The 18,128-nt window shown below is 68.0% G+C and carries 21 protein-coding genes; 12 read left to right on the top strand and 9 right to left on the bottom strand.

Going from position 1 to position 18,128, the window contains the following annotated elements; translation table 11 throughout:
* Position 1 precedes the first annotated feature (1 nt).
* From ASC91_RS08185 to ASC91_RS08165, 5 genes are read right to left on the bottom strand one after another with little or no spacing between them, the layout of a single operon-like run.
* Positions 2-796: a hypothetical protein gene (locus ASC91_RS08185; RefSeq protein WP_056194952.1), complete on the bottom strand. Its 795-nt coding sequence runs from the start codon at positions 794-796 to the stop codon at positions 2-4.
* Positions 793-1,779: a D-glycerate dehydrogenase gene (locus ASC91_RS08180; protein WP_235531904.1), complete on the bottom strand. Its 987-nt coding sequence runs from the start codon at positions 1,777-1,779 to the stop codon at positions 793-795. Before ASC91_RS08180 ends, ASC91_RS08185 begins: the two co-directional genes overlap by 4 nt.
* On the bottom strand, positions 1,767-3,092 hold the full coding sequence (locus tag ASC91_RS08175; RefSeq protein WP_056194944.1) for a sodium:proton antiporter: 1,326 nt from the start codon (positions 3,090-3,092) through the stop codon (positions 1,767-1,769). The genes ASC91_RS08180 and ASC91_RS08175 overlap by 13 nt, the downstream gene beginning before the upstream one ends.
* Entirely contained in the window at positions 3,089-3,799 is a 711-nt protein-coding gene (locus ASC91_RS08170) for a nitroreductase (RefSeq protein WP_056194940.1), read from the bottom strand. Before ASC91_RS08170 ends, ASC91_RS08175 begins: the two co-directional genes overlap by 4 nt.
* On the bottom strand, positions 3,796-4,236 hold the full coding sequence (locus tag ASC91_RS08165; RefSeq protein WP_056194937.1) for a thioesterase family protein: 441 nt from the start codon (positions 4,234-4,236) through the stop codon (positions 3,796-3,798). The genes ASC91_RS08170 and ASC91_RS08165 overlap by 4 nt, the downstream gene beginning before the upstream one ends.
* 136 nt (positions 4,237-4,372) lie before the next feature.
* Here ASC91_RS08165 and ASC91_RS08160 point away from each other — a divergent pair, with 136 nt between their 5' ends.
* A complete protein-coding gene (locus tag ASC91_RS08160) occupies positions 4,373-4,834 on the top strand; it encodes a cache domain-containing protein (protein WP_056194935.1) in 462 nt (153 codons plus the stop codon).
* A gap of 69 nt (positions 4,835-4,903) precedes the next feature.
* Complete coding sequence (locus ASC91_RS30765; RefSeq protein WP_056194933.1) at positions 4,904-6,439, top strand: methyl-accepting chemotaxis protein; 1,536 nt, start codon at positions 4,904-4,906, stop codon at positions 6,437-6,439.
* Here the strand turns inward: ASC91_RS30765 and ASC91_RS08150 are convergent.
* Entirely contained in the window at positions 6,417-7,355 is a 939-nt protein-coding gene (locus ASC91_RS08150) for a histone deacetylase (protein ID WP_056194930.1), read from the bottom strand. The genes ASC91_RS30765 and ASC91_RS08150 overlap by 23 nt on opposite strands.
* A gap of 170 nt (positions 7,356-7,525) precedes the next feature.
* Between ASC91_RS08150 and ASC91_RS08145 the strand changes: the two genes are divergently transcribed.
* The gene (locus ASC91_RS08145; protein WP_056194928.1) at positions 7,526-8,080 is read left to right on the top strand and encodes a phasin family protein; all 555 of its coding nucleotides are present in this window, start codon (positions 7,526-7,528) and stop codon (positions 8,078-8,080) included.
* A 60-nt stretch (positions 8,081-8,140) separates the two neighbouring features.
* On the opposite strand, the gene ASC91_RS08140 is transcribed toward ASC91_RS08145, so the two are convergent.
* Entirely contained in the window at positions 8,141-8,776 is a 636-nt protein-coding gene (locus ASC91_RS08140) for a TetR/AcrR family transcriptional regulator (protein WP_056194926.1), read from the bottom strand.
* 122 nt (positions 8,777-8,898) lie between these two features.
* On the opposite strand from ASC91_RS08140, the gene ASC91_RS08135 reads away from it, so the two are divergent.
* From ASC91_RS08135 to ASC91_RS08100, 8 genes are read left to right on the top strand one after another with little or no spacing between them, the layout of a single operon-like run.
* A complete protein-coding gene (locus ASC91_RS08135; RefSeq protein ID WP_056194923.1) occupies positions 8,899-10,218 on the top strand; it encodes an NAD(P)/FAD-dependent oxidoreductase in 1,320 nt (439 codons plus the stop codon).
* Positions 10,215-10,991 (top strand): DUF1365 domain-containing protein, encoded by a 777-nt coding sequence (locus ASC91_RS08130; RefSeq protein ID WP_082532527.1) that lies wholly within the window; start codon positions 10,215-10,217, stop codon positions 10,989-10,991. The genes ASC91_RS08135 and ASC91_RS08130 overlap by 4 nt, the downstream gene beginning before the upstream one ends.
* A gap of 2 nt (positions 10,992-10,993) precedes the next feature.
* The gene (locus ASC91_RS08125) at positions 10,994-12,250 is read left to right on the top strand and encodes a cyclopropane-fatty-acyl-phospholipid synthase family protein (protein WP_056194920.1); all 1,257 of its coding nucleotides are present in this window, start codon (positions 10,994-10,996) and stop codon (positions 12,248-12,250) included.
* Between the two features lie 50 nt (positions 12,251-12,300).
* Positions 12,301-12,801, top strand: coding sequence for a chalcone isomerase family protein (locus tag ASC91_RS08120; RefSeq protein ID WP_235531903.1), 501 nt, complete (start codon positions 12,301-12,303; stop codon positions 12,799-12,801).
* Positions 12,802-12,812: 11 nt separating this feature from the next.
* The gene (locus ASC91_RS08115; protein ID WP_056194913.1) at positions 12,813-14,090 is read left to right on the top strand and encodes an MFS transporter; all 1,278 of its coding nucleotides are present in this window, start codon (positions 12,813-12,815) and stop codon (positions 14,088-14,090) included.
* The gene (locus ASC91_RS08110; protein WP_056194910.1) at positions 14,087-14,623 is read left to right on the top strand and encodes a DUF3833 domain-containing protein; all 537 of its coding nucleotides are present in this window, start codon (positions 14,087-14,089) and stop codon (positions 14,621-14,623) included. The genes ASC91_RS08115 and ASC91_RS08110 overlap by 4 nt, the downstream gene beginning before the upstream one ends.
* Before the next feature lie 3 nt (positions 14,624-14,626).
* Positions 14,627-15,403, top strand: coding sequence for an SDR family oxidoreductase (locus ASC91_RS08105; protein ID WP_056194906.1), 777 nt, complete (start codon positions 14,627-14,629; stop codon positions 15,401-15,403).
* Between the two features lie 5 nt (positions 15,404-15,408).
* The gene (locus tag ASC91_RS08100) at positions 15,409-15,855 is read left to right on the top strand and encodes a nuclear transport factor 2 family protein (protein WP_056197137.1); all 447 of its coding nucleotides are present in this window, start codon (positions 15,409-15,411) and stop codon (positions 15,853-15,855) included.
* 16 nt (positions 15,856-15,871) lie between these two features.
* On the opposite strand, the gene ASC91_RS08095 is transcribed toward ASC91_RS08100, so the two are convergent.
* Entirely contained in the window at positions 15,872-16,753 is an 882-nt protein-coding gene (locus ASC91_RS08095; protein ID WP_056194903.1) for an NAD(P)/FAD-dependent oxidoreductase, read from the bottom strand.
* Complete coding sequence (locus ASC91_RS08090; protein ID WP_056194901.1) at positions 16,743-17,204, bottom strand: Rrf2 family transcriptional regulator; 462 nt, start codon at positions 17,202-17,204, stop codon at positions 16,743-16,745. The genes ASC91_RS08095 and ASC91_RS08090 overlap by 11 nt, the downstream gene beginning before the upstream one ends.
* A gap of 194 nt (positions 17,205-17,398) precedes the next feature.
* Here ASC91_RS08090 and ASC91_RS08085 point away from each other — a divergent pair, with 194 nt between their 5' ends.
* Positions 17,399-18,127, top strand: coding sequence for a LiaI-LiaF-like domain-containing protein (locus ASC91_RS08085; protein ID WP_056194899.1), 729 nt, complete (start codon positions 17,399-17,401; stop codon positions 18,125-18,127).
* Position 18,128: the final 1 nt, after the last annotated feature.

The raw sequence follows: 18,128 nt of genomic DNA, 5'->3' as shown, positions 1-18,128 counted from the left end.
GTCAGGGGGCGACGAGACCGGCCACGGCCCTCGGGAGTTCGGCCTCGATGAGGGCCTCCAGCGCCTTCACGCGCTGCTCGGCCGTCGTGGCGGCCCAGGGGTTGGCAGCGGCCTCGCGGTCCACCGGCAGGCGTGCCGCCACGGCGAGCGACTGCTCGCGCCTGAGCTTGAGATCGCTGAGGTCGATCAGCGCGACGCGGATGGACACATAGGACGCGAACACCGGCAGGGCGCCCTGGCCATCAAAGCTGATCTGGCCGCTGGGGCGCTGGTCCAGCACAAAGCCCGGGCCTTCCAGCGTCGCAAGGATGCGGCCCGGCAAGGCTGCGGCAAGGGCCGGCTCCTGGCGGCTGCGCGTGACCAGCAGCAGTTGGGCCGCGCCGCTCTGGCGCACCGCTTCGCCGAGCTTGCCAGGCAGGCTGAGCCTGCCGTCAACGAACAGGTGAGCCGGGTCGCCGAACAGGCTGCGCGTGGTCGAGGTGTAGAGCTTGACCTCGCGACCTTTGGCCGAGGCCGTGATGGCACCGTTCAAGGCTTGCAGCACCGCGTTGTCCAGGCCCCCGGCGGGCGTGGACGTCCAGTCGCCGGACTGCACGGTGTCGCCACGCGCCGGGCTCAAGGAGATGAGCTGCACGTTGTCGCCCAGCAGGGACAGGACTGCGAACTTGTTGGGGTCTCGCGGCGTCTTGTCCTCGACGACGGGCGCGGGCGGTGGCGGCGCGCCCTTGTTCTTGACGGACTGGCCGAAAGCCAGCGCGGGCAGCAAGGAAAGCAGGCAGATCAGGCGGCGGTTCATGCGGGAATGACTTCAGGGTTCAGCGGCGTGAGGGGCTTGGCACCGGTCAGCGCGGCGACGAGGTTGTCGGCAGCCAGGTCTCCCATGGCCTGGCGGGTGGGCATGGTGGCGCTGGCGATGTGCGGCGTGAGGACGACGTTGGGCAGCGTCAGCAACGCTGGATTCACACGCGGTTCGCCTTCGAAGACATCGAGGCCGGCAGCGGCGATGCGGTTCTCGCGCAGTGCCGCGGCCAGCGCATCTTCGTCGACGATGCCGCCGCGGGCGATGTTGACGAGAGTCGCCGTCGGCTTCATCAGCGCCAGCTCGGGCGCGGCGATGCAGTGGTGGGACTCGACCGAATAAGGCAGCACGAGGATGAGGTGATCGGCCTGGCGCAGCAGCGTTTCCTTGGTCAGATAGCTTGCGCCAAGTTCAGCCTCGATGTCGGCCGGCAGCCGCGAACGGTTGTGATAGATCACCTTCATGCCGAAGCCGAAGCGGCCACGCCGCGCAATGGCCTGGCCGATGCGGCCCATGCCGAGGATGCCCAGCGTGGCGCCATGGACGTCGGAGCCGGCCAGGAAGTCCCAGGCCCAGCTCTTCCAGCGCCCGTCTCGCAGCAGGCGCTCGCCCTCGCTCATGCGCCGGGCCGTGGCCATCAGCAGCGCAAAGCCGAAGTCGGCCGTCGATTCGGTCAGCACATCGGGCGTGTTGGTGACGAGGATGCGGCGCGCCGTGCAGGCGCCCAGGTCGATGTGGTTGTAGCCCACGCTCATCGTGCAGACGGCGCGCAGATCGGGGCAGGCGTCGAGCAACTCGGCGGTGATGCGCTCGGTGCCGGTGATGTAGGCGCCGGCCTTGCCTTGCAGACGGGCACGTAACTCGTCGGGAGTCAGCGGCGCCTCGCCCTGATGGAAGTCCACGTCGAATTGGGCCGCGAGTTTTTCAACGACGGCCGCTGGCGCCCTGCGCGCGATCAGGACTTTCTTCATCGCATCCATATCCAGCCCATCACGAAGAGAAGCGGCAGCAGCACCGCGCAAGACCAGAGCAGATAGCCACCAAAGCTCGGCATCTTGACACCCCGCTCCTCGGCAATGGCCTTGACCATGAAATTGGGCGCATTGCCGATATAGGTCATTGCACCCATGAAGACGGCGCCACCCGAGATGGCCGCCAGCACCGATGCACCTTCATTCATCAACTGGGCCGCATTGCCGCCGGCGAGGTTGAAGAAGGCGAGATAGGTCGGCGCGTTGTCCAGCACGGAGGACAGGCCGCCCGTCAACCAGAAATAGGCCATCGGCGAATCGAGCATGGCGGCCAGCGGCGCGAACACGCCAGCCGGGCCGGCCTTGAGCATGGCGATGACGGGCACCATGGTCAGGAAGATGGCGATGAAGAGCTTGGCCACTTCCTGCATCGGCGCCCAGCTGAACTGGTTCTTCTCGCGCACACCGGCCGGTGTCAGCCACAGCGACGCGAACGTCACGACGACGAGGCCCACGTCGCGCACCAGGGCCTGCAGCGGCAGTGGCGTGCCCCAGAGGTCGAAGCCGATGCCCGGCTTCCAGGTGCCGCTCATCAGCACCAGGCCGATGGCCACGACGAGCGGCAGCAGGTTGATGACGCCTTCCAGACCAAGCCGGGGCGCGTCGGGTGTCGGGTCAGCGGGCGTGATGCCTTCCTTGCGGTAGAGCCAGGCGTCGATGCCCCAGAACACGGCGAGCAGCGCGGCGAGCAGGAACAGCGTTTCCTGCCACAGGTGCCCGGCCGTCCAGAAGAAGCTGACGCCCTGCAGGAAGCCGAGAAAGAGCGGCGGGTCGCCCAGCGGCGTCAGCGACCCGCCGACGTTGCTGACGATGAAGATGAAGAAGACGACGACATGGGCGTTGTGGCGGCGGTTGTCGTTGGCGCGGATCAGCGGGCGGATCAGCAGCATGGAGGCGCCCGTCGTGCCCATGAAGCTGGCCAGTCCGGCGCCCAGCAGCATCAAGCCCGAGTTGAGCGCCGGGCTGCCATGCAGATTGCCGCGGATGAAGATGCCACCGGCCGTCGTGTACAGCGCGCCGAGCAGGATGGTGAAAGGCAGGTATTCCTCGACCAGCGTGTGCACCAGCACGCCGCCGGTCTCTGCCGCCCCGAATGCGAGCGCAAACGGGATCAGCAAGGCCAGCGTCCAGCCCGCGGCGATCTTGCCGAAGTGGTGGTGCCAGAAGGCCGGCGCGGCCAACGGCATGACGGCGATCGACAACAGCAGGCCCGCGAACGGCGCGGCCCAGGTCAGGCCGAGTTCGGCGCCGGAGAAACTCATTCGATGAAGCGCGTGAACTCGGCCACCGGCGCGCGCTCGGTGACGAGGCTGTTCTCGATGGCATCCGGGTCGGCATAGCCCATGGACATGCCGCAGACCACCATCTGTTCACTGCTCAACTGCAACTCCTCTGCGATGACACGATGAAACTGGGTGAACGCGGCCTGCGGGCAGGTGTGCAGGCCGCGCGCACGGGCCGCCACCATGATGTTCTGCAGGAACATGCCGTAGTCCAGCCAGGAGCCCTGCTGCATGACGCGGTCGATGGTGAACATCAGGCCGACCGGCGCGTCGAAGAAGATGAAATTGCGGCCATGCTGGTGCTGCATGCGCGACTTGTCGGTCTTGGCGATGCCCAGCAGCCCGTAGAGATCCCAGCCCACCTTGCGGCGGCGGTCGATGTAGGGGCTGCGCCATTCGGTGGGGTAGTAGGCGTATTCCTCCTTGTGGCCGGCGTTCTGCTCGGGGTCGAGGTAGGCGGCCTGGATGCGGCCGGCCACGCGCGTCAACGCCGCACCCGTCATCACATGCACCTGCCACGGCTGGGTGTTGGTGCCAGAGGGCGCCCAGGAGGCGACCTCAAGAATGTCCTCGATGGTCGCGCGCGGCACCGGTTTCGGCAGGAAGGCGCGCAGCGAGTGCCGGGTCTTGATGGCGGCATCGACCGCGGCGGTCTGCTCGGGCGTGGGCGTGGCGAAACGGCTCATGGCGTCAGGGTCTTCAAGGCTTGGAGATAGGAGGCCGGCAGCTCGGCCACCGGGCGGCGGCTGACGCGGTCGACGTAGACATGCACGAAATGACCCCGCGCTGCGCACGCGGCGGCGCCTTCAGCGAACAGGCCGATCTCGTAGCGCACGCTGGAGCGTCCTTGCTGGGCCACGCGCACGCCGGCCTCAATGCGCTGCGGAAAGGCGAGTGACTCAAAGAAGTTGCAATGCGTCTCGACAACCAGGCCAATGACCTCGCCGCCATGGATGTCCAGCGCGCCGGCCTCGATGAGCAGGCTGTTCACGGCCGTGTCGAAGAGGCTGTAGTAGACGACGTTGTTCAAGTGGCCGTAGGCGTCGTTGTCCATCCACCGCGTCGTCAGCGGCACGAAGCGGGGGTATGTCTCGCGGCCATCGGGCTGGGGGCGGGTCGTCATGGCGGCATTCTTCCATGCACGTCCGCCGAGCCCGCTTTACGGGGCTGATTGCGGCTTATGCACTTGCACGATCTGTTTTTCCGGAGCGACACTGGGCCGCAGACAACGATTTCACAACGGCTGGCAAGGAGCTCGCATGAACCGATCCCGAGTAGTGAGTTTTGCATTTGCACTGGCGGCCGTCTTCGGCGCCCAGGCCGCACTGGCCGACAACGCGACCAAGGATGACGCGGTCGCCACCGTCAAGAAGGCTGTGACCTTCATCAAGGCCAACGGCAAGGACAAGGCCTATGCCACGATCACGGCCAAGGACCCGCAGTTCGTCAAGGCCGACCTCTACATCGTCGTCTACGGCATGGACGGCAAATGCCTGGCCCACGGCGCCAACGAGAAGCAGGTCGGCCGCGACCTGATCGACCTCAAGGACATCGATGGCAAGCCCTTCATCCGCGAGCGCGTCGAACTGGGCAAGTCCAGCCCCAAGGGCTTCTGGCAGGACTACAAGTTCACCAACCCGGCGAGCAAGAAGATCGAACCCAAGCAGATGTACTGCGAGCGACTGGACGACACCATCGTCTGCGGCGGCATCTACAAGTAAAGCGCGGATGGCTGGCCGTCCCCTGCCCTGCCGCCGGCTCGCGCCGGTTGCTAATCTTGAAGGTTGCCGATGAAGCTGGCTTCAAAGATGTTGCTGCCGCCGATGGTGGCACTGGCCGTCGTGCTGGCCATCGGCCTGGGCAACAGCATGCTGTCCCTGCGTGGGGTTGTCGCCTCCAACGAGGCCGGCCAGCAGCGCAACGAGGTCTTCATGACCACGGTGTCCGTGCAGACCCAGGTGGGCGAGATGCATGGCGGCGTCTATCGCACCATCGCTTTGATCGGCTCGCTGGACGACGCCAAGGTAAAGGCCCTGCGGGGGCAGTTGAAGACCCAGGTTGAGGGCCTCACGCGCACGCTGACCACGTTGGCCGAGATGGAGGCCACGCCCGCCGAGACCGACGCCCACATCAACGCGACCCTGCCGCTGCTGAAAGCCTACCTGGCCAAGGCCGACGCCGCCATCGACCTGGCCTCGGTCGACCCCAACACCGGCGTTGCCGCGATGCAGGACGCCGAGGCCCGCTACAAGGAAGTCGCGACGCTGATGGGCAAGATCGTGCAGAGCATGGGGGCCGATCAGCAAGCCGCGTCGGAATCCCAGCAGGCCACGGCCCGCCAGCGCGCCTGGGTCTTCGCCCTGATCTCTCTGCTGACCGCTGGCGCCGGCATGGGCCTGCTGCTCGCCAACCAGCGCAAGATCGCAGCCGACGTCAACGCCTCGCTGTCGCTGGCCGAATCGGTCGCCGCGGGTGATCTGACCCAGCGCGCCAACCCGCAGGGGCAGGACGAACTGGCCGGCCTGATGCGGGCGCTGAACCAGATGTGCGAGCAACTCGGCCAGACGGTGGGCGAAGTCATGACGGTGGCCGACTCCATCCGCACCGCGTCGTCCGAGATTGCCTCGGGCAATCAGGACCTGAGCCAGCGTACCGAGCAGACGGCCTCGAGCCTGGAGATCACCAGCTCGTCCATGGCGCAGCTGACCGGCATCGTGCGCCAGAGCGCCGACAGCGCGCAGACGGCCAACCAGCTCGCCACCAGCGCCGCCACCGTGGCCCACCGCGGCGGCAGCGTCGTACAGCAGGTGGTGGACACGATGAATGACATCACCGCGTCCAGCAAGCGCATCGCCGACATCATCGGCGTCATCGACGACATCGCCTTCCAGACCAACATCCTGGCGCTGAACGCGGCGGTGGAAGCCGCCCGCGCCGGCGAGCAGGGCCGCGGCTTTGCCGTCGTAGCCGGTGAGGTCCGCAGCCTCGCGGGGCGCAGCGCCGCGGCGGCCAAGGAAATCAAGACCCTGATCGGCGCCAGCGTCGAGCGCGTGCAATCCGGCGCCCGCCTGGTGCAGGACGCCGGCTCGACGATGACCGACATCGTCGGCGCCGTGCAGCGCGTGACCGACATCATTGGCGAGATCAGCACCAGCGCCGCCGCCCAGAGCCGCGGCATCGACGATGTCACCAGCGCCGTCACCAAGGTCGATGACATGACGCAGCAGAACGCCGCCCTCGTCGAGGAAAGCGCCGCGGCCGCCGAGTCGCTGCGCGAGCAGGCGCAGCGCCTGGCCCAGGTGGTCAGCCAGTTCCGCGTGCGATAGCGGCCCAGACGGCCCAGGACTGGGCGGCCAGATTCAGCGTGTTGATCTGCACGGCGACCGTCGTTGCCAGGTCGTGACCGTAGCCGCCGGCCATGCTCAGCGCCACGGGGATGCGGCGTTCGCGCAGCGCCGCCAGTACGCGCCGATCGCGTTCGGCCAAACCTTCATAGGTCAACTTCAACCGGCCCAGGCGGTCGCCTTCGTGGGGATCGGCGCCAGCAAGATAGAACACCAGGCCCGGATCAATGCGACGCCAGACCTCGCCGAGTGCCGCGTCCAGCGCAGCCAGGTAGTCCGCATCGCCACAGCCGTCGGCCAGATCCACGTCCAGATCGCTCGCCTCCTTGCGAAACGGGAAGTTGCGCGCGCCGTGCATGGAGAAGGTGAACACCGTGTCGTCGTCGCGGAAGATGGCGGCAGTGCCATTGCCCTGGTGCACGTCCAGGTCGATGACGAGGACGCGCAACAGGCTGCGGTGGCTTCTTGCCCACTCGGCTTGCATCAAGCGCGCAGCGACGGCGACGTCATTGAAGACGCAATAGCCGGAGCCCTTGTCGGCATAGGCATGGTGGGTGCCACCCGCCATATTCGCCGCCACACCCTCGGCCAGGGCCGCCCGGGCGGCCGCGATGCTGGCGCCCACCGAGCGCCGCGAACGCTCGGCCATGGACGGGCTCCACGGGAAGCCGATCTCGCGCTGCTGGGCGGCGCTGAGGTGACCGAGCAGGACCGCATCCACATAGTCCGGCGTATGGGCCAGGGCCAGTTCACCCTCGCTAGCGGCCGGCGCCGGCTGCATGCGCAGCAACCCCGGCTCGCGCTCGAAATGCTCCCGTAACAAGCGGTACTTAGATTGCGGGAAGCGGTGCCCCGGCGGCAGGGCCAGGCTGTGGGCATCGGAATGGAAGGCCTGCATGGCCGCCACGATAGCCGTGGACCTTTGTCACACCCCGACACCCCTAGTTTGCTGCACTGCACAAAATAGTTCTTGCAATCTGGCGCCCGGCCCCTATCATTCAGTTCATGTTGCAGTGCAGCAAAAGAAGCACAGCAAACGGTTCAACCACCTGAAATCGGAGTCTCACCATGCTGACCGCTGAACAAGTCCTCGCCGCCCACAAGGCCAATGTCGAAACCCTCTTCGGCCTGACGAACAAGGCTTTCGAAGGCGTCGAAAAGCTCGTCGAGCTGAACCTGCAAGTCGCTCGCACCGCGCTGAGCGAAGCCGCTGACACCACCGCCGCCGCCCTGTCCGTCAAGGACGCACAAGAGCTGCTGTCCCTGCAAGCCGCCCTGCTGCAGCCGACCGCCGAGAAGGCCGCCTCCTACAGCCGCCACATCTACGACATCGCCTCCGCCACCGGCGCCGAAGTCGCCAAGGCTGCTGAAGCCAAGTTCGCCGACGTGCAGAAGAGCTTCACCGCTGTTGTCGACAACGCCGCCAAGAACGCCCCGGCCGGCACCGAGAACGCCGTCGCCCTGGTGAAGTCGGCTGTCGCTGCCGCCAACAACGCTTTCGAGTCGGTCCAGAAGGCCACCAAGCAAGCCGTTGAAGTGGCCGAGTCCAACTTCCAGGCCGCGACCAGCCAAGCCGTCAAGGCCACGCAGACCGCGACCCGCGCCAGCAAGCGCGCCGCCTGATCCTCAGGCTCTCGCCTCCCGAAAGCCCGGTGCACCCGCACCGGGCTTTTTTTGCGCCTGCTATCGGCAAGCCAGACCGTCAAAGGTCGTGGACGTGACCCAGTCGAGAATCTGCTCGTGGGTGTACTGGCCCGATTCTTTCAGCAGCGCCACGACCGGATCGCAGGCGCGCGCGAACAGCGTGTAGAGCACGAGTTCGGGCGGCAGTTGCGGATTGAGCTGGCCGCTGGTCTGGGCCTCGGTGATCCAGATGCTGAGGCGGTTGCTCAGGGCGAGCAGCCTGTCCATATAGGCCTCGTTGGACTGCAGCGAAGCACTCAGGCTGGAGTTATGCGCCGGCAGCGAAGGCATCTCGCCTTCCAGTTGTGTCGCCATCGCCCAGCGCGCCACGGCCTTGAGCTGCTCGATGGCCGGCACGGGCGCACTGCTCTCGGCGACCACCTCGGCCCGGCCGCGCAAGGCGTCCACGAAGGTCAACGCGCGATCAAGGGCCCCCACCATGGCGGCCCCCGCCAGCTCTTCCTTCGACGGGAAGAGCTTGTACAGGCTGGCCTTGGCCAGCCCTGCCTCCGCGGCCACTTCGTCCACCGTCATCGCGTCATAGCCCTTTGTGGCCAGCAGACGGTTGACCGCACCCACGATGGCGTCCTGCCGCACACGCTGGAGCTGGTCTTTGATGGACGGACGGGTGTTCATGACCGCATTCTAGACCGACAAGGCTATCGAAATAACCCTATGGTGCAATTTTCATACTGATGAGTTATTGTGTGAACTGACGAGTTTATATCATGACCTATAAAGTTCATTCGGAGCCTGCCATGCATCGCATCGCCGTCGTTGGATCCGGCATTGCCGGCTTGGCCGCCGCCCACCGCATCGCCACGACACCGGGTGGCCATCGCGTCACCCTGTTTGAGGCCGGCGGCCATTTCGGCGGCCATGCCAACACCGTCGACCTTGAGCTGGAAGGCGTGGTGCATGGCGTGGACACCGGCTTCCTGGTGTTCAACCGCCGCACCTATCCACTGCTGATCCAGCTCTTTGCCGACCTCGGCATCACGCCAGCCGAATCGGACATGTCCTTTTCGGTGCAAGTGCCGCGCGAGGACGGCCGTGCCGGCCTGGAGTGGAGCGGCAGCTCGTTGCGCAGCGTCTTCGCCCAGCGGCGCAATCTGCTGAAGCCGCGCTTCTTGCGCATGCTGACGGAGATCCTGCGCTTCAACCGCCTGGCGACTGCCCTGGCCCAAACCGCGCCCGATGCGACGCTGCAGGGCGCCATCGGCGACTACCTGGACGCCCAAGGCTTCACCGCGACCTTCCGCGAGCACTATCTGCTGCCGATGATCGGCTGCATCTGGTCCTGCCCGACCGACCAGGTGCTGAAGTTCCCGCTCGCCACCCTGATCCGCTTCTGCCACAACCATGGCCTGCTCCAGGTCCGCGACCGGCCGCAGTGGTACACGGTGCGCGGCGGCTCCCGCGAATACGTGCGCCGCTTGGTGGCCCGCCTCAGCGACGCCCGACTGCACACCCCTGTGCTGGGCATCCAGCGATCCGGCCACCAGGTGCGCCTGCAGACCCGTCAAGGCAGCGAGTCCTTCGACGCCGTCGTGCTGGCCTGCCACAGCGACCAGGCCTTGGCGCTGCTGGGCGAAGGTGCCCGCCCCGACGAGCGCGCCGTGCTCGGCGCCATCCGCTACCAGCCCAACACGGCGGTGCTGCATGGCGACGTGGCCGTGCTGCCGCAGCGCCGCGCGGCCTGGGCCTCATGGAACTACGAGCGCGCTGGCGACACAGCTCGCGAGCAGGGTCAGGTCTGCTTGCACTACCTCATCAACCGCCTGCAGCCCCTGCCATGGCAGCAGCCGGTCATCGTGTCCCTGAACCCAGTGCGGCCGATTGCGGACCACCTCGTGCACCGCCGCATCGAATACAGCCATCCGGTGTTCGACCTCGCCGCGCTGCAGGCGCAGGGGCGCGTGGCCGAGCTGCAGGGCCAGCGGCGCACCTGGTTCGCGGGTGCCTGGTGCGGCTATGGCTTCCATGAGGACGGTCTGCGCGCGGGGTTGCAGGCGGCCGATGGTGTCCTGCACGCCCTGAGCGCCTGGGCGCCGCGGCAAGAAAGGAGCGCGGCGTGAGCGCTGTGGCGTCGCCCTGGATCGGCTTCGGCGCCGTCTGGCATCGGCGCCTGCGCCCGGTGGAACATGCCTTTCGCTACCGCAGCTATTTCCTGCTGCTGCCGCTGCGCAGCCTGCGCCAGCAGCCCTGCGCCGCGCTGAACCGCAACCGCTGGGGTCCGCTGAGCTTCCAGGACCGAGACCACGGCGATGGGGGCGACGACGCCCTGGCCTGGTTCGACCAACTGCTGCTGGGCGAAGGCATCGGCGACGCCGACGGCGAGGTCTGGCTGCAGACCTTCCCGCGCGTGTTCGGCCATGTCTTCAAGCCCGTGAGCTTCTGGTACGCCCACCGCGCCGACGGCGCGCTGGCCGCCGTGGTTGCCGAGGTCAACAACACCTTCGGCGAGCGCCATGTCTATCTGCTCGCAGGGCCCGAGCTGGGCTGGGGCCGGCCCAGCCAGGCCCGCAAGGTCTTCCATGTCTCGCCCTTCTGCGGGGTCAGCGGCGAATACCGCTTCCGCTTCGAGCGCCTGACCACGGCCGAGGGCCAACCTGCGCACATGGTCGCGCGCGTCGACCTGCATGACACCCTCGGGCCGCTGCTGCAGACCAGTGTCGGCGGCGCGTTGGCCGCGCTGACGCCGGCCAATGTGCGCCGCGCCCTGTTCGGCATGCCCTTCATGACCCTGGGCGTCGTCCTGCGCATCCATTGGCAGGCCGCCCGCCTGTGGATCAAACGCGTGCCCTACTTCACCAAGCCCACCGCGCCACAGAACTTCGTGAGCCGATAAGCATGAGCATCCCGACCGCCCTCGCGACCACCACCCGCCCCACCCAGCCGCCCCTGGCCGCGCGCCGCCTGCTCCGGCTGCTGCAGGGCCTGCCCGTTGGCCAGTTGGAACTGCGCCTGCCCGATGGCGGGGAGGTGCTGCAGTTGCCCAATCCACCCGCGGCGCCCGGCCCGCGCGGCGTGCTGCAGTTGCGCAACTGGGCGGTGTTCGAGCGCACGCTGAAGTCCGGCGACATCGGCTTCGCCGAGAGCTTCATCGATGGCGACTGGAGCAGCCCCGACTTGAGCGAACTGCTGCGCCTGTGCATGGCCAACCGCGACCATGTCGAGGGCCTGATCTATGGCAGTTGGTGGGGCCGCCTGGCCTACCGTCTGCGCCATCTGCTGCGGCGCAATTCCCGCTCTGGCAGCGCCAAGAACATCCATGCCCACTACGACCTGGGCAACGACTTCTACCGGCTCTGGCTGGACCCGAGCATGAGCTACAGCGCAGCCTGGTTCGAAGGCCGCGATCCCCAAGGTGTGGACCTGCTCACCGCCCAGCACGCAAAGTACCGTCGCACGCTGCGCGAGGCGCGGGTCGAGCCGGGCCAGCGCGTGCTGGAGATCGGTTGCGGCTGGGGCGGCCTGGCGGAAATCGCGGTGCGCGAGTTCGGCGCGAAGCTGACCGGCGTCACGCTGTCGGCCGAGCAATGGCGCTGGGCCGAGCAGCGCATGCAGGACGCCGGGCTCGAAGCGCAAGCCGAGCTGCTCTACCTCGACTACCGCGACCTGCCAGCGCGCCATGGCCACGAGCCTTTCGACGCCATCGTCTCCATCGAGATGTTCGAGGCCGTCGGCCACGAATACTGGTCCGGCTACTTCAAGACGCTGAACGCCTGCCTGAAGCCCGGCGGCCGCGCCTGCATCCAGTCCATCACCCTCCGCGACGACCTGTTCCCGCGCTATCTGCGCTCGACGGACTTCATCCAGCAATACATCTTCCCTGGCGGCCTGCTGCCCAGCCCGCCGGCCTTCGAGGCCGAAGCACACCGCGCCGGCTTCGTCGTCGAGAACCGGCTGGCCTTCGGACGCGACTACGCCGAGACCCTGCGGCGCTGGCGCGACGCCTTCGTGGCGAACCTCGACGCCGTGAAGCGCCAGGGCTTCGACAGCCGCTTCCAGCGCATCTGGGCCTTCTATCTGGCCTACTGCGAGGCTGCCTTCGACACCGGCAACACCGACGTCATCCAGTTCACGCTGAGGAAACCCGGCCCATGATCCGGCGCCGCCTTTGGGTTCTTGCGGCCGCCACCCTGACTTCCTTCACCATGCTCCCAGCCATCGCCGTCGACATCCCCGTTCCCGCCGAAATTCACAGCAGCCTGCCGCAGGCACGCCTGCAGGGCACGGGCGTGCTGCGCTTCTTCGGCCTGCGCGTCTACGAGGCCCGGCTGTGGACGGCCCCAGGCTTCGTGGCCGAGGACTACGCCCGCCAGCCCTTCGCGCTCGAGCTGGTTTACGACCGCCGCCTCGAGGGCCAGGCCATCGCCGAGCGCTCGGTGGCGGAGATGCGGCGCGTCGGCAGCTTCGACGAGGCCCAGGCCAAGCGCTGGCTGGCCCTGATGACCAAGGCCTTTCCCGACGTGGCCGCCACCGACCGCCTGCTCGGCCTGCACGACGGCCAGGGCGACGTGAGCTTTTTCCATAACGGCAAGCTCACCGCACAGCTGGTGGATGCCGACTACGCCCGCCTGTTCTTCGGCATCTGGCTCGCCCGCCCATCCTCGGCGCCGGCCCTGCGCGACGCCCTGCTCGGCCTGGCGCGCTGACCGCTCAAGCGATGTCCACGCCCGTCCTCGGCGCCCCGTCCATCGCCTTCGGCTGGCAACGCGGCCTGGCCTATGCGAGCCTGAGCGTGCCGCTGGCCTTCGTCTCCCTGCCCCTTTACGTCAACCTGCCCTTCCACTACGCCTCGGTGCTCGGCCTGCCGCTGTCGGTGCTGGGGGCGGTGATGCTGGCCGTGCGCTTGTTCGACGCCGTCGTCGACCCGGCCCTGGGGCGCGTCGCCGACGCCTTGTTCCGGCGCGGCGCCAACACTGCGCGGTGGGCCGCGGCCCTTGGCAGCGCGGTGCTGGCCGTGGCCTTCGCGGCCCTGTGGCGGCCACCATCCAGCGGGGTGACAGCATGGCTCGCGGCGGCGCTGCTGTTGTGCACCGTGGCCTACAGCGGCGTCAGCATCCTGCACCAGAGCTGGGGCACGCGCTGGGGTGGCGGGCCGGCGCTGCGCACCCGAGTCACTGGCTGGCGCGAGGCCGGCACCCTGGTCGGCGTGCTGCTGGCCAGCGCCCTGCCCGCGCTGGCAGGTTGGACTGCCACCAGTCTCGCCCTCGCCGCCCTGCTGGCTGCCGGCCTGGTCGGCCTGAGCCGCCTGCCCGCCACAGCCTCACCGCGGCCCGAGTCACATGCGCGTTCGGGCCCCTCGCCGTGGCGGCAAGCAACCTTCCGCCAGCTCCTGGCCGTCTTCATGCTGAACGGCATCGCCAGCGCCATCCCGGCGACGCTGCTGCCCTTCTTCATCGCCGACCGCCTGCAGCTGCCGCACTGGCAGGCGCCGCTGCTGCTGGGCTACTTTGGCGCCGCGGTGCTGGGCCTGCCGCTGTGGGTGCGCGCCGCCGCGCGCTGGGGCGTGTCTCCGGCCTGGCGGCTGGGCATGATGGCCAGCGTATTGGCCTTCGCCGCCACGCCGTGGCTGTCGGCGGGAGACGGCGCGGCCTTCGCTCTCGTCTGCCTGTGCAGCGGCCTGGCGCTGGGCGCCGACCTGGCCCTGCCCGGCGCGCTGCTGACGGGCGTCATCCACCACGGCGGCGCGGGCGGCCGCGACGAGGGCGCCTACCTCGGCTGGTGGGCCTGCGCCGCCAAGCTCAACCTCGCCCTGGCCGCGGGCCTGGCCCTGCCGCTGCTGGCACTGGCCGGCTACCAGAGCGGCGGCGGCAATCCCGCGGGCCTGCAAGCCCTGGGCTGGACCTATGGCGGGATGCCCTGCCTGCTGAAGCTGCTGGCCGCCGCCGCGCTGCTGCGCGCCGAGCGTCTCAATCCGAACTGGAAGGACCGCGCATGAAAACGCTGCACCGCCGCGCCCTGCTGGGCGCCGGCGTCGCCATCGCACTGACAGGCTGCGCCTCGCCGCAAGTTCAGGACTACGCCCAGGAAGCACCCAAGCTGGACCTGCGCAGCTTCTTCAACGGCTCGCTCAGCGCCAAGGGCATGTTCACCGACCGCTCCGGTCGGGTCGTCAAGCGCTTCACCGTCAGGATGGACGCGCGCTGGGACGGCGACACCGGCGTCCTCGATGAACATTTCCAGTACAGCGATGGCAGCACGCAGCGCCGCGTCTGGCGGCTGCGTGCCCTCGGCCAGGGGCGCTTCAGCGGCACGGCGGACGACGTCGTCGGCGACGCCGGCGGCGAGAGCGCCGGCAATGCCTTGCGCTGGAACTACACCCTGGCCTTGCCGGTGGACGGCCGTGTCTGGCACGTCGCCCTGGACGACTGGATGTTCCTCATCGACGCGCACACCATCCTCAACCGCTCGGCCCTGAGCAAGTTCGGCCTGCACCTGGGCGACGTGATCCTGGTCATCACCAAGGACTGAGGCATGCCGCTGAACCCTCCGCTGGCAGACTGGCAAGGCCGCTGGGTCTGGGTCATCGGCGCGTCGTCGGGCATCGGCCGCGCGGCCGCTGCCGCCCTGAGCGGGCGCGGGGCCAGGGTCATCGTGTCGGCCCGCCAGGCCGAGTCGCTGCAGGCCTTTGTGGGCGAGCACCCGGGCAGCGTGGCCCTGCCGGTGGACGTGACGCGACCGGAGGAGTTCCAGGCTGTTGCCCGGTCGGTCCAGGCCCATGCCCAGGGGGCGCCGGCCCTGGTGCTGTACTGCGCCGGCCATTACAAGGCCCAGCAGGCCACGCAGTTCGACCGGCAGGAGATGGAGAGGCATCTGGCCGTCAACTACGGCGGCGTGCTGCATCTGCTGGAGGCCGTGCTGCCGCTGATGCTCGCGGCGCGCAGCGGCCACCTCTGCCTCGTCGGCAGTGTGGCGGGCTATCGCGGGCTGCCGCTGTCCCTGGCCTACGGCCCCACCAAGGCGGCGCTGAACAACCTGGCCGAGAACCTCTACCTGGACCTGCACCCGCTGGGCCTGGGCGTGTCCATCGTCAACCCCGGCTTTGTCCAGACGCCGCTGACGGCCCAGAACCGCTTCCACATGCCGGCCCTGATCTCGCCGGAAGAGGCGGCCGAGCACATGATCAAGGGTTGGGCGTGCGGCCGCTTCGAGATGAACTTCCCACGCCGCTTCACGGCCTGGATACGCCTGCTGCGCTGCCTGCCTGATGCCTGGTATTTCGCAGCCGTGCGCCGCGCCACGAGAGCCTGATGACCATGCCCGCCCATTCCTGCGACGCACGCACCAGCGCCCTGATCGACGCCTATGTCAACTTGACCCGCGACAGGCTCGCCGCGCTGATGGCGCTGTACGACGAGCACGCCACCTTCAAGGACCCCTTCAACGACGTCATCGGCCGCGCGGCCGTCACGCACATCTTCAGCGACATGTTCGAGCAGCTGCGCGAGCCGCGCTTCGACGTGCTGCATGCAGCGACCGAAGGCGACGAGGCCTTCCTGACCTGGGAGCTGCACTTCCTGCGCCAGTCGGGCGGCAGTCCCATGACCATCCGCGGCGCCAGCCATCTGCGCTACTCGGGCGCCGGCCTAGTGGTCCTGCACCGGGACTATTGGGATGCTGCCGAGGAGCTGTACGCCAAGCTGCCGGTACTGGGTGCCCTGATGCGTATGCTGAGGCGGCGGCTGTCGGCATCGCAGAAGTAGACAGTGCCCCTAGCCCCTAGAGGCCAGAAATCAAGGAACGGTGGGCGGCGGCGCCCGACATCGCACCGTCTCCAACTGCCGTCGCCACATTGCCGAAGGGCGAAGCCGCATCCCCGCAGGCGAACACGCCGCGCACCGAAGTTTCAAACATCGAGCGACGCAGAAAGGGCCCGGCTGCCCCCTGCTCGAACTCGCAGCCCAGTTGCTCGGCCAGTGGGCTGGCCATGCGCGTGCGCGTCGCCGTGAACAGTCCCGCCAGTGGCAGGCGGCGGCCATCCACCAGTTCCACGGTCATCGCCCCGGTGATGCGCGCGATCGGCACGGACTCGACCGCCACGCCACGCGCCACCAAGGCGCTCGCCTGCTCGGCATCCGGCTCGAAGGCGGCGTTGAGGAAGAAGGTCGTCGGTCCCCAGTCGGGCAGCATCAACGCGTGGTGCATGGACAGCGCGCTGCTGGCCAGCACGCCGATGGCGCCCTGCGCCAGCTCGTAGCCGTGGCAATAGGGGCAGTGGAAGACCGTTCTGCCCCAACGCTCGGCCAGGCCTTCGACAGCCGGCAGTTCATCGACGACGCCGGTCGCCAGCACCAGGCGGTGCGCTCGCAGCGTGTCGCCACCCACTTCGACCTCGAAGTCCTCTCCCTGCTTGCGCGCGGCTGCTGCCAAGCCGTCACGCCAGCTCACGTTCGGATAGGCCAGCAGCTGCGCCTTCGCCGCGGCCACGATGTCACCCGGCGGCCGCCCATCCTGGCCGAGAAAGCCGTGGGAGGCATCGACAAAACGATTGCGTCGCTGGCCTGCGTCGACGACAGCGATGCGCCGCCGCGCTCGGGCAAGCTGCAATGCAGCGGACAGGCCGGCAAAGCTGCCGCCGACGATGAGCGCGTCAAACATCATGGTGAAGGTCCTTGAAAGACAGGCCGCGGGCCTGCATGCGTTGCTGGAAGTCCTCGGCCAACACGGACAGCTTCACGCCGTGCAGCCGCGACACGAGCAGGGCTTCAGCCTCGGCATAGGCTGTCCCAAGTGCCGTATTGACAGCCTGCTCGACGAGGCAGCTCGATTGCTCATCGCGCAACCCTGCAGCCAAGAATGGCGGCGCTCCCAGCGCCGCATGCACGTCGCCCAGCGTCATGGCCGACAGCGGGCAGCCCAGCACCCAACCGCCGCCATGCCCCTTGGCCGAGGCGACGAAACCGGCCTTGCGCAAGCCCGCCATCAAGCGCCGCACGACGACGGGGTTGGTGTTCATGGCCCGCGCCAACGTCTCGGACGTGGCGGGTTCCTTCATCTCGGCCATGTGCAGCAGCACATGCAGGACGCCGGATAGCTTGCCGTCTCTTTTCATGTAACTATGTTAGTTTCGTGAAATAGACGCCGCAAGCCACCGGGAGCTTGCCCCTGCCGACTGCAGGGCTTCGGCCCGCCGTTGGCGAAAGCGCCTGTCGATTCATCGGCGATTGGCGGCGATTCGCCGATTTGCCGCCATGCCGCCTGCGACGAGCATGTCTACTCACGCCATCGCAAGACGAGACCGCACCCATGAGATCCAACCGCATCCGCCACCGCACGTCCTACCACCCGGCCCACCGCGTCGTTTTCGGGCTGGGCGTCATCGGCATCGGCACGCTGGCCCTGCTGGACAACCTTCACGTCTTCGGCATGCCGCTGCTGCGCACCTTCTGGCCGCTGGCCCTGGTGCTGTTCGGGCTGAGTCGCATCGTCTGGCCACGCCACGCGGGCAACTGGCTGTTCGGCATCGCCCTGGTCATCGTCGGCGCCGTGATGACCGCACAGAACCTGGACCTCGTCAGCATCCGGCTGCGCGACTGGTGGCCCGTCTTCATCATCCTGGCTGGCCTGTCCATCCTGGCGCGTGGCATGTTCCCGCGCTACCGCGGAGCAGGGGCTTGCGCCGACACGCCGTCGACGCTCGAGCACGGCGACCGCATTGCCATCGACGCAAGCTTCAGCGCCATCCGCCAGCAGAACGATTCGCGCGCCTTCAAGGGCGGCCGCATCGACGTGACCTTCGGCGGCGTCGAGCTGGACCTGCGCCAGGCCGCGATCGAGGGCCCTGAGGCCGTGCTCGAGATCTCGGCCCGCTTCAGCGGTGTCGAGCTGCGCGTGCCGCGCGACTGGCAAGTCATTGTCGACATCGCGCCAACGCTGGGCGGCGTGGAGGACCGTACGGTGCCGCCCATGAACCCGACGCAACGCCTCGTGCTGCGGGGCGACGCGATGTTCGGCGGCGTCGAAGTCAAGAACTGAA

Source organism: Pelomonas sp. Root1237 (genome assembly GCF_001425055.1).
Classification (GTDB): Bacteria; Pseudomonadota; Gammaproteobacteria; order Burkholderiales; family Burkholderiaceae_C; genus Pelomonas.
The sequence above is the reverse complement of the archived record's forward strand: the minus strand, read 5'-3'. Positions and strand labels throughout refer to the sequence as shown.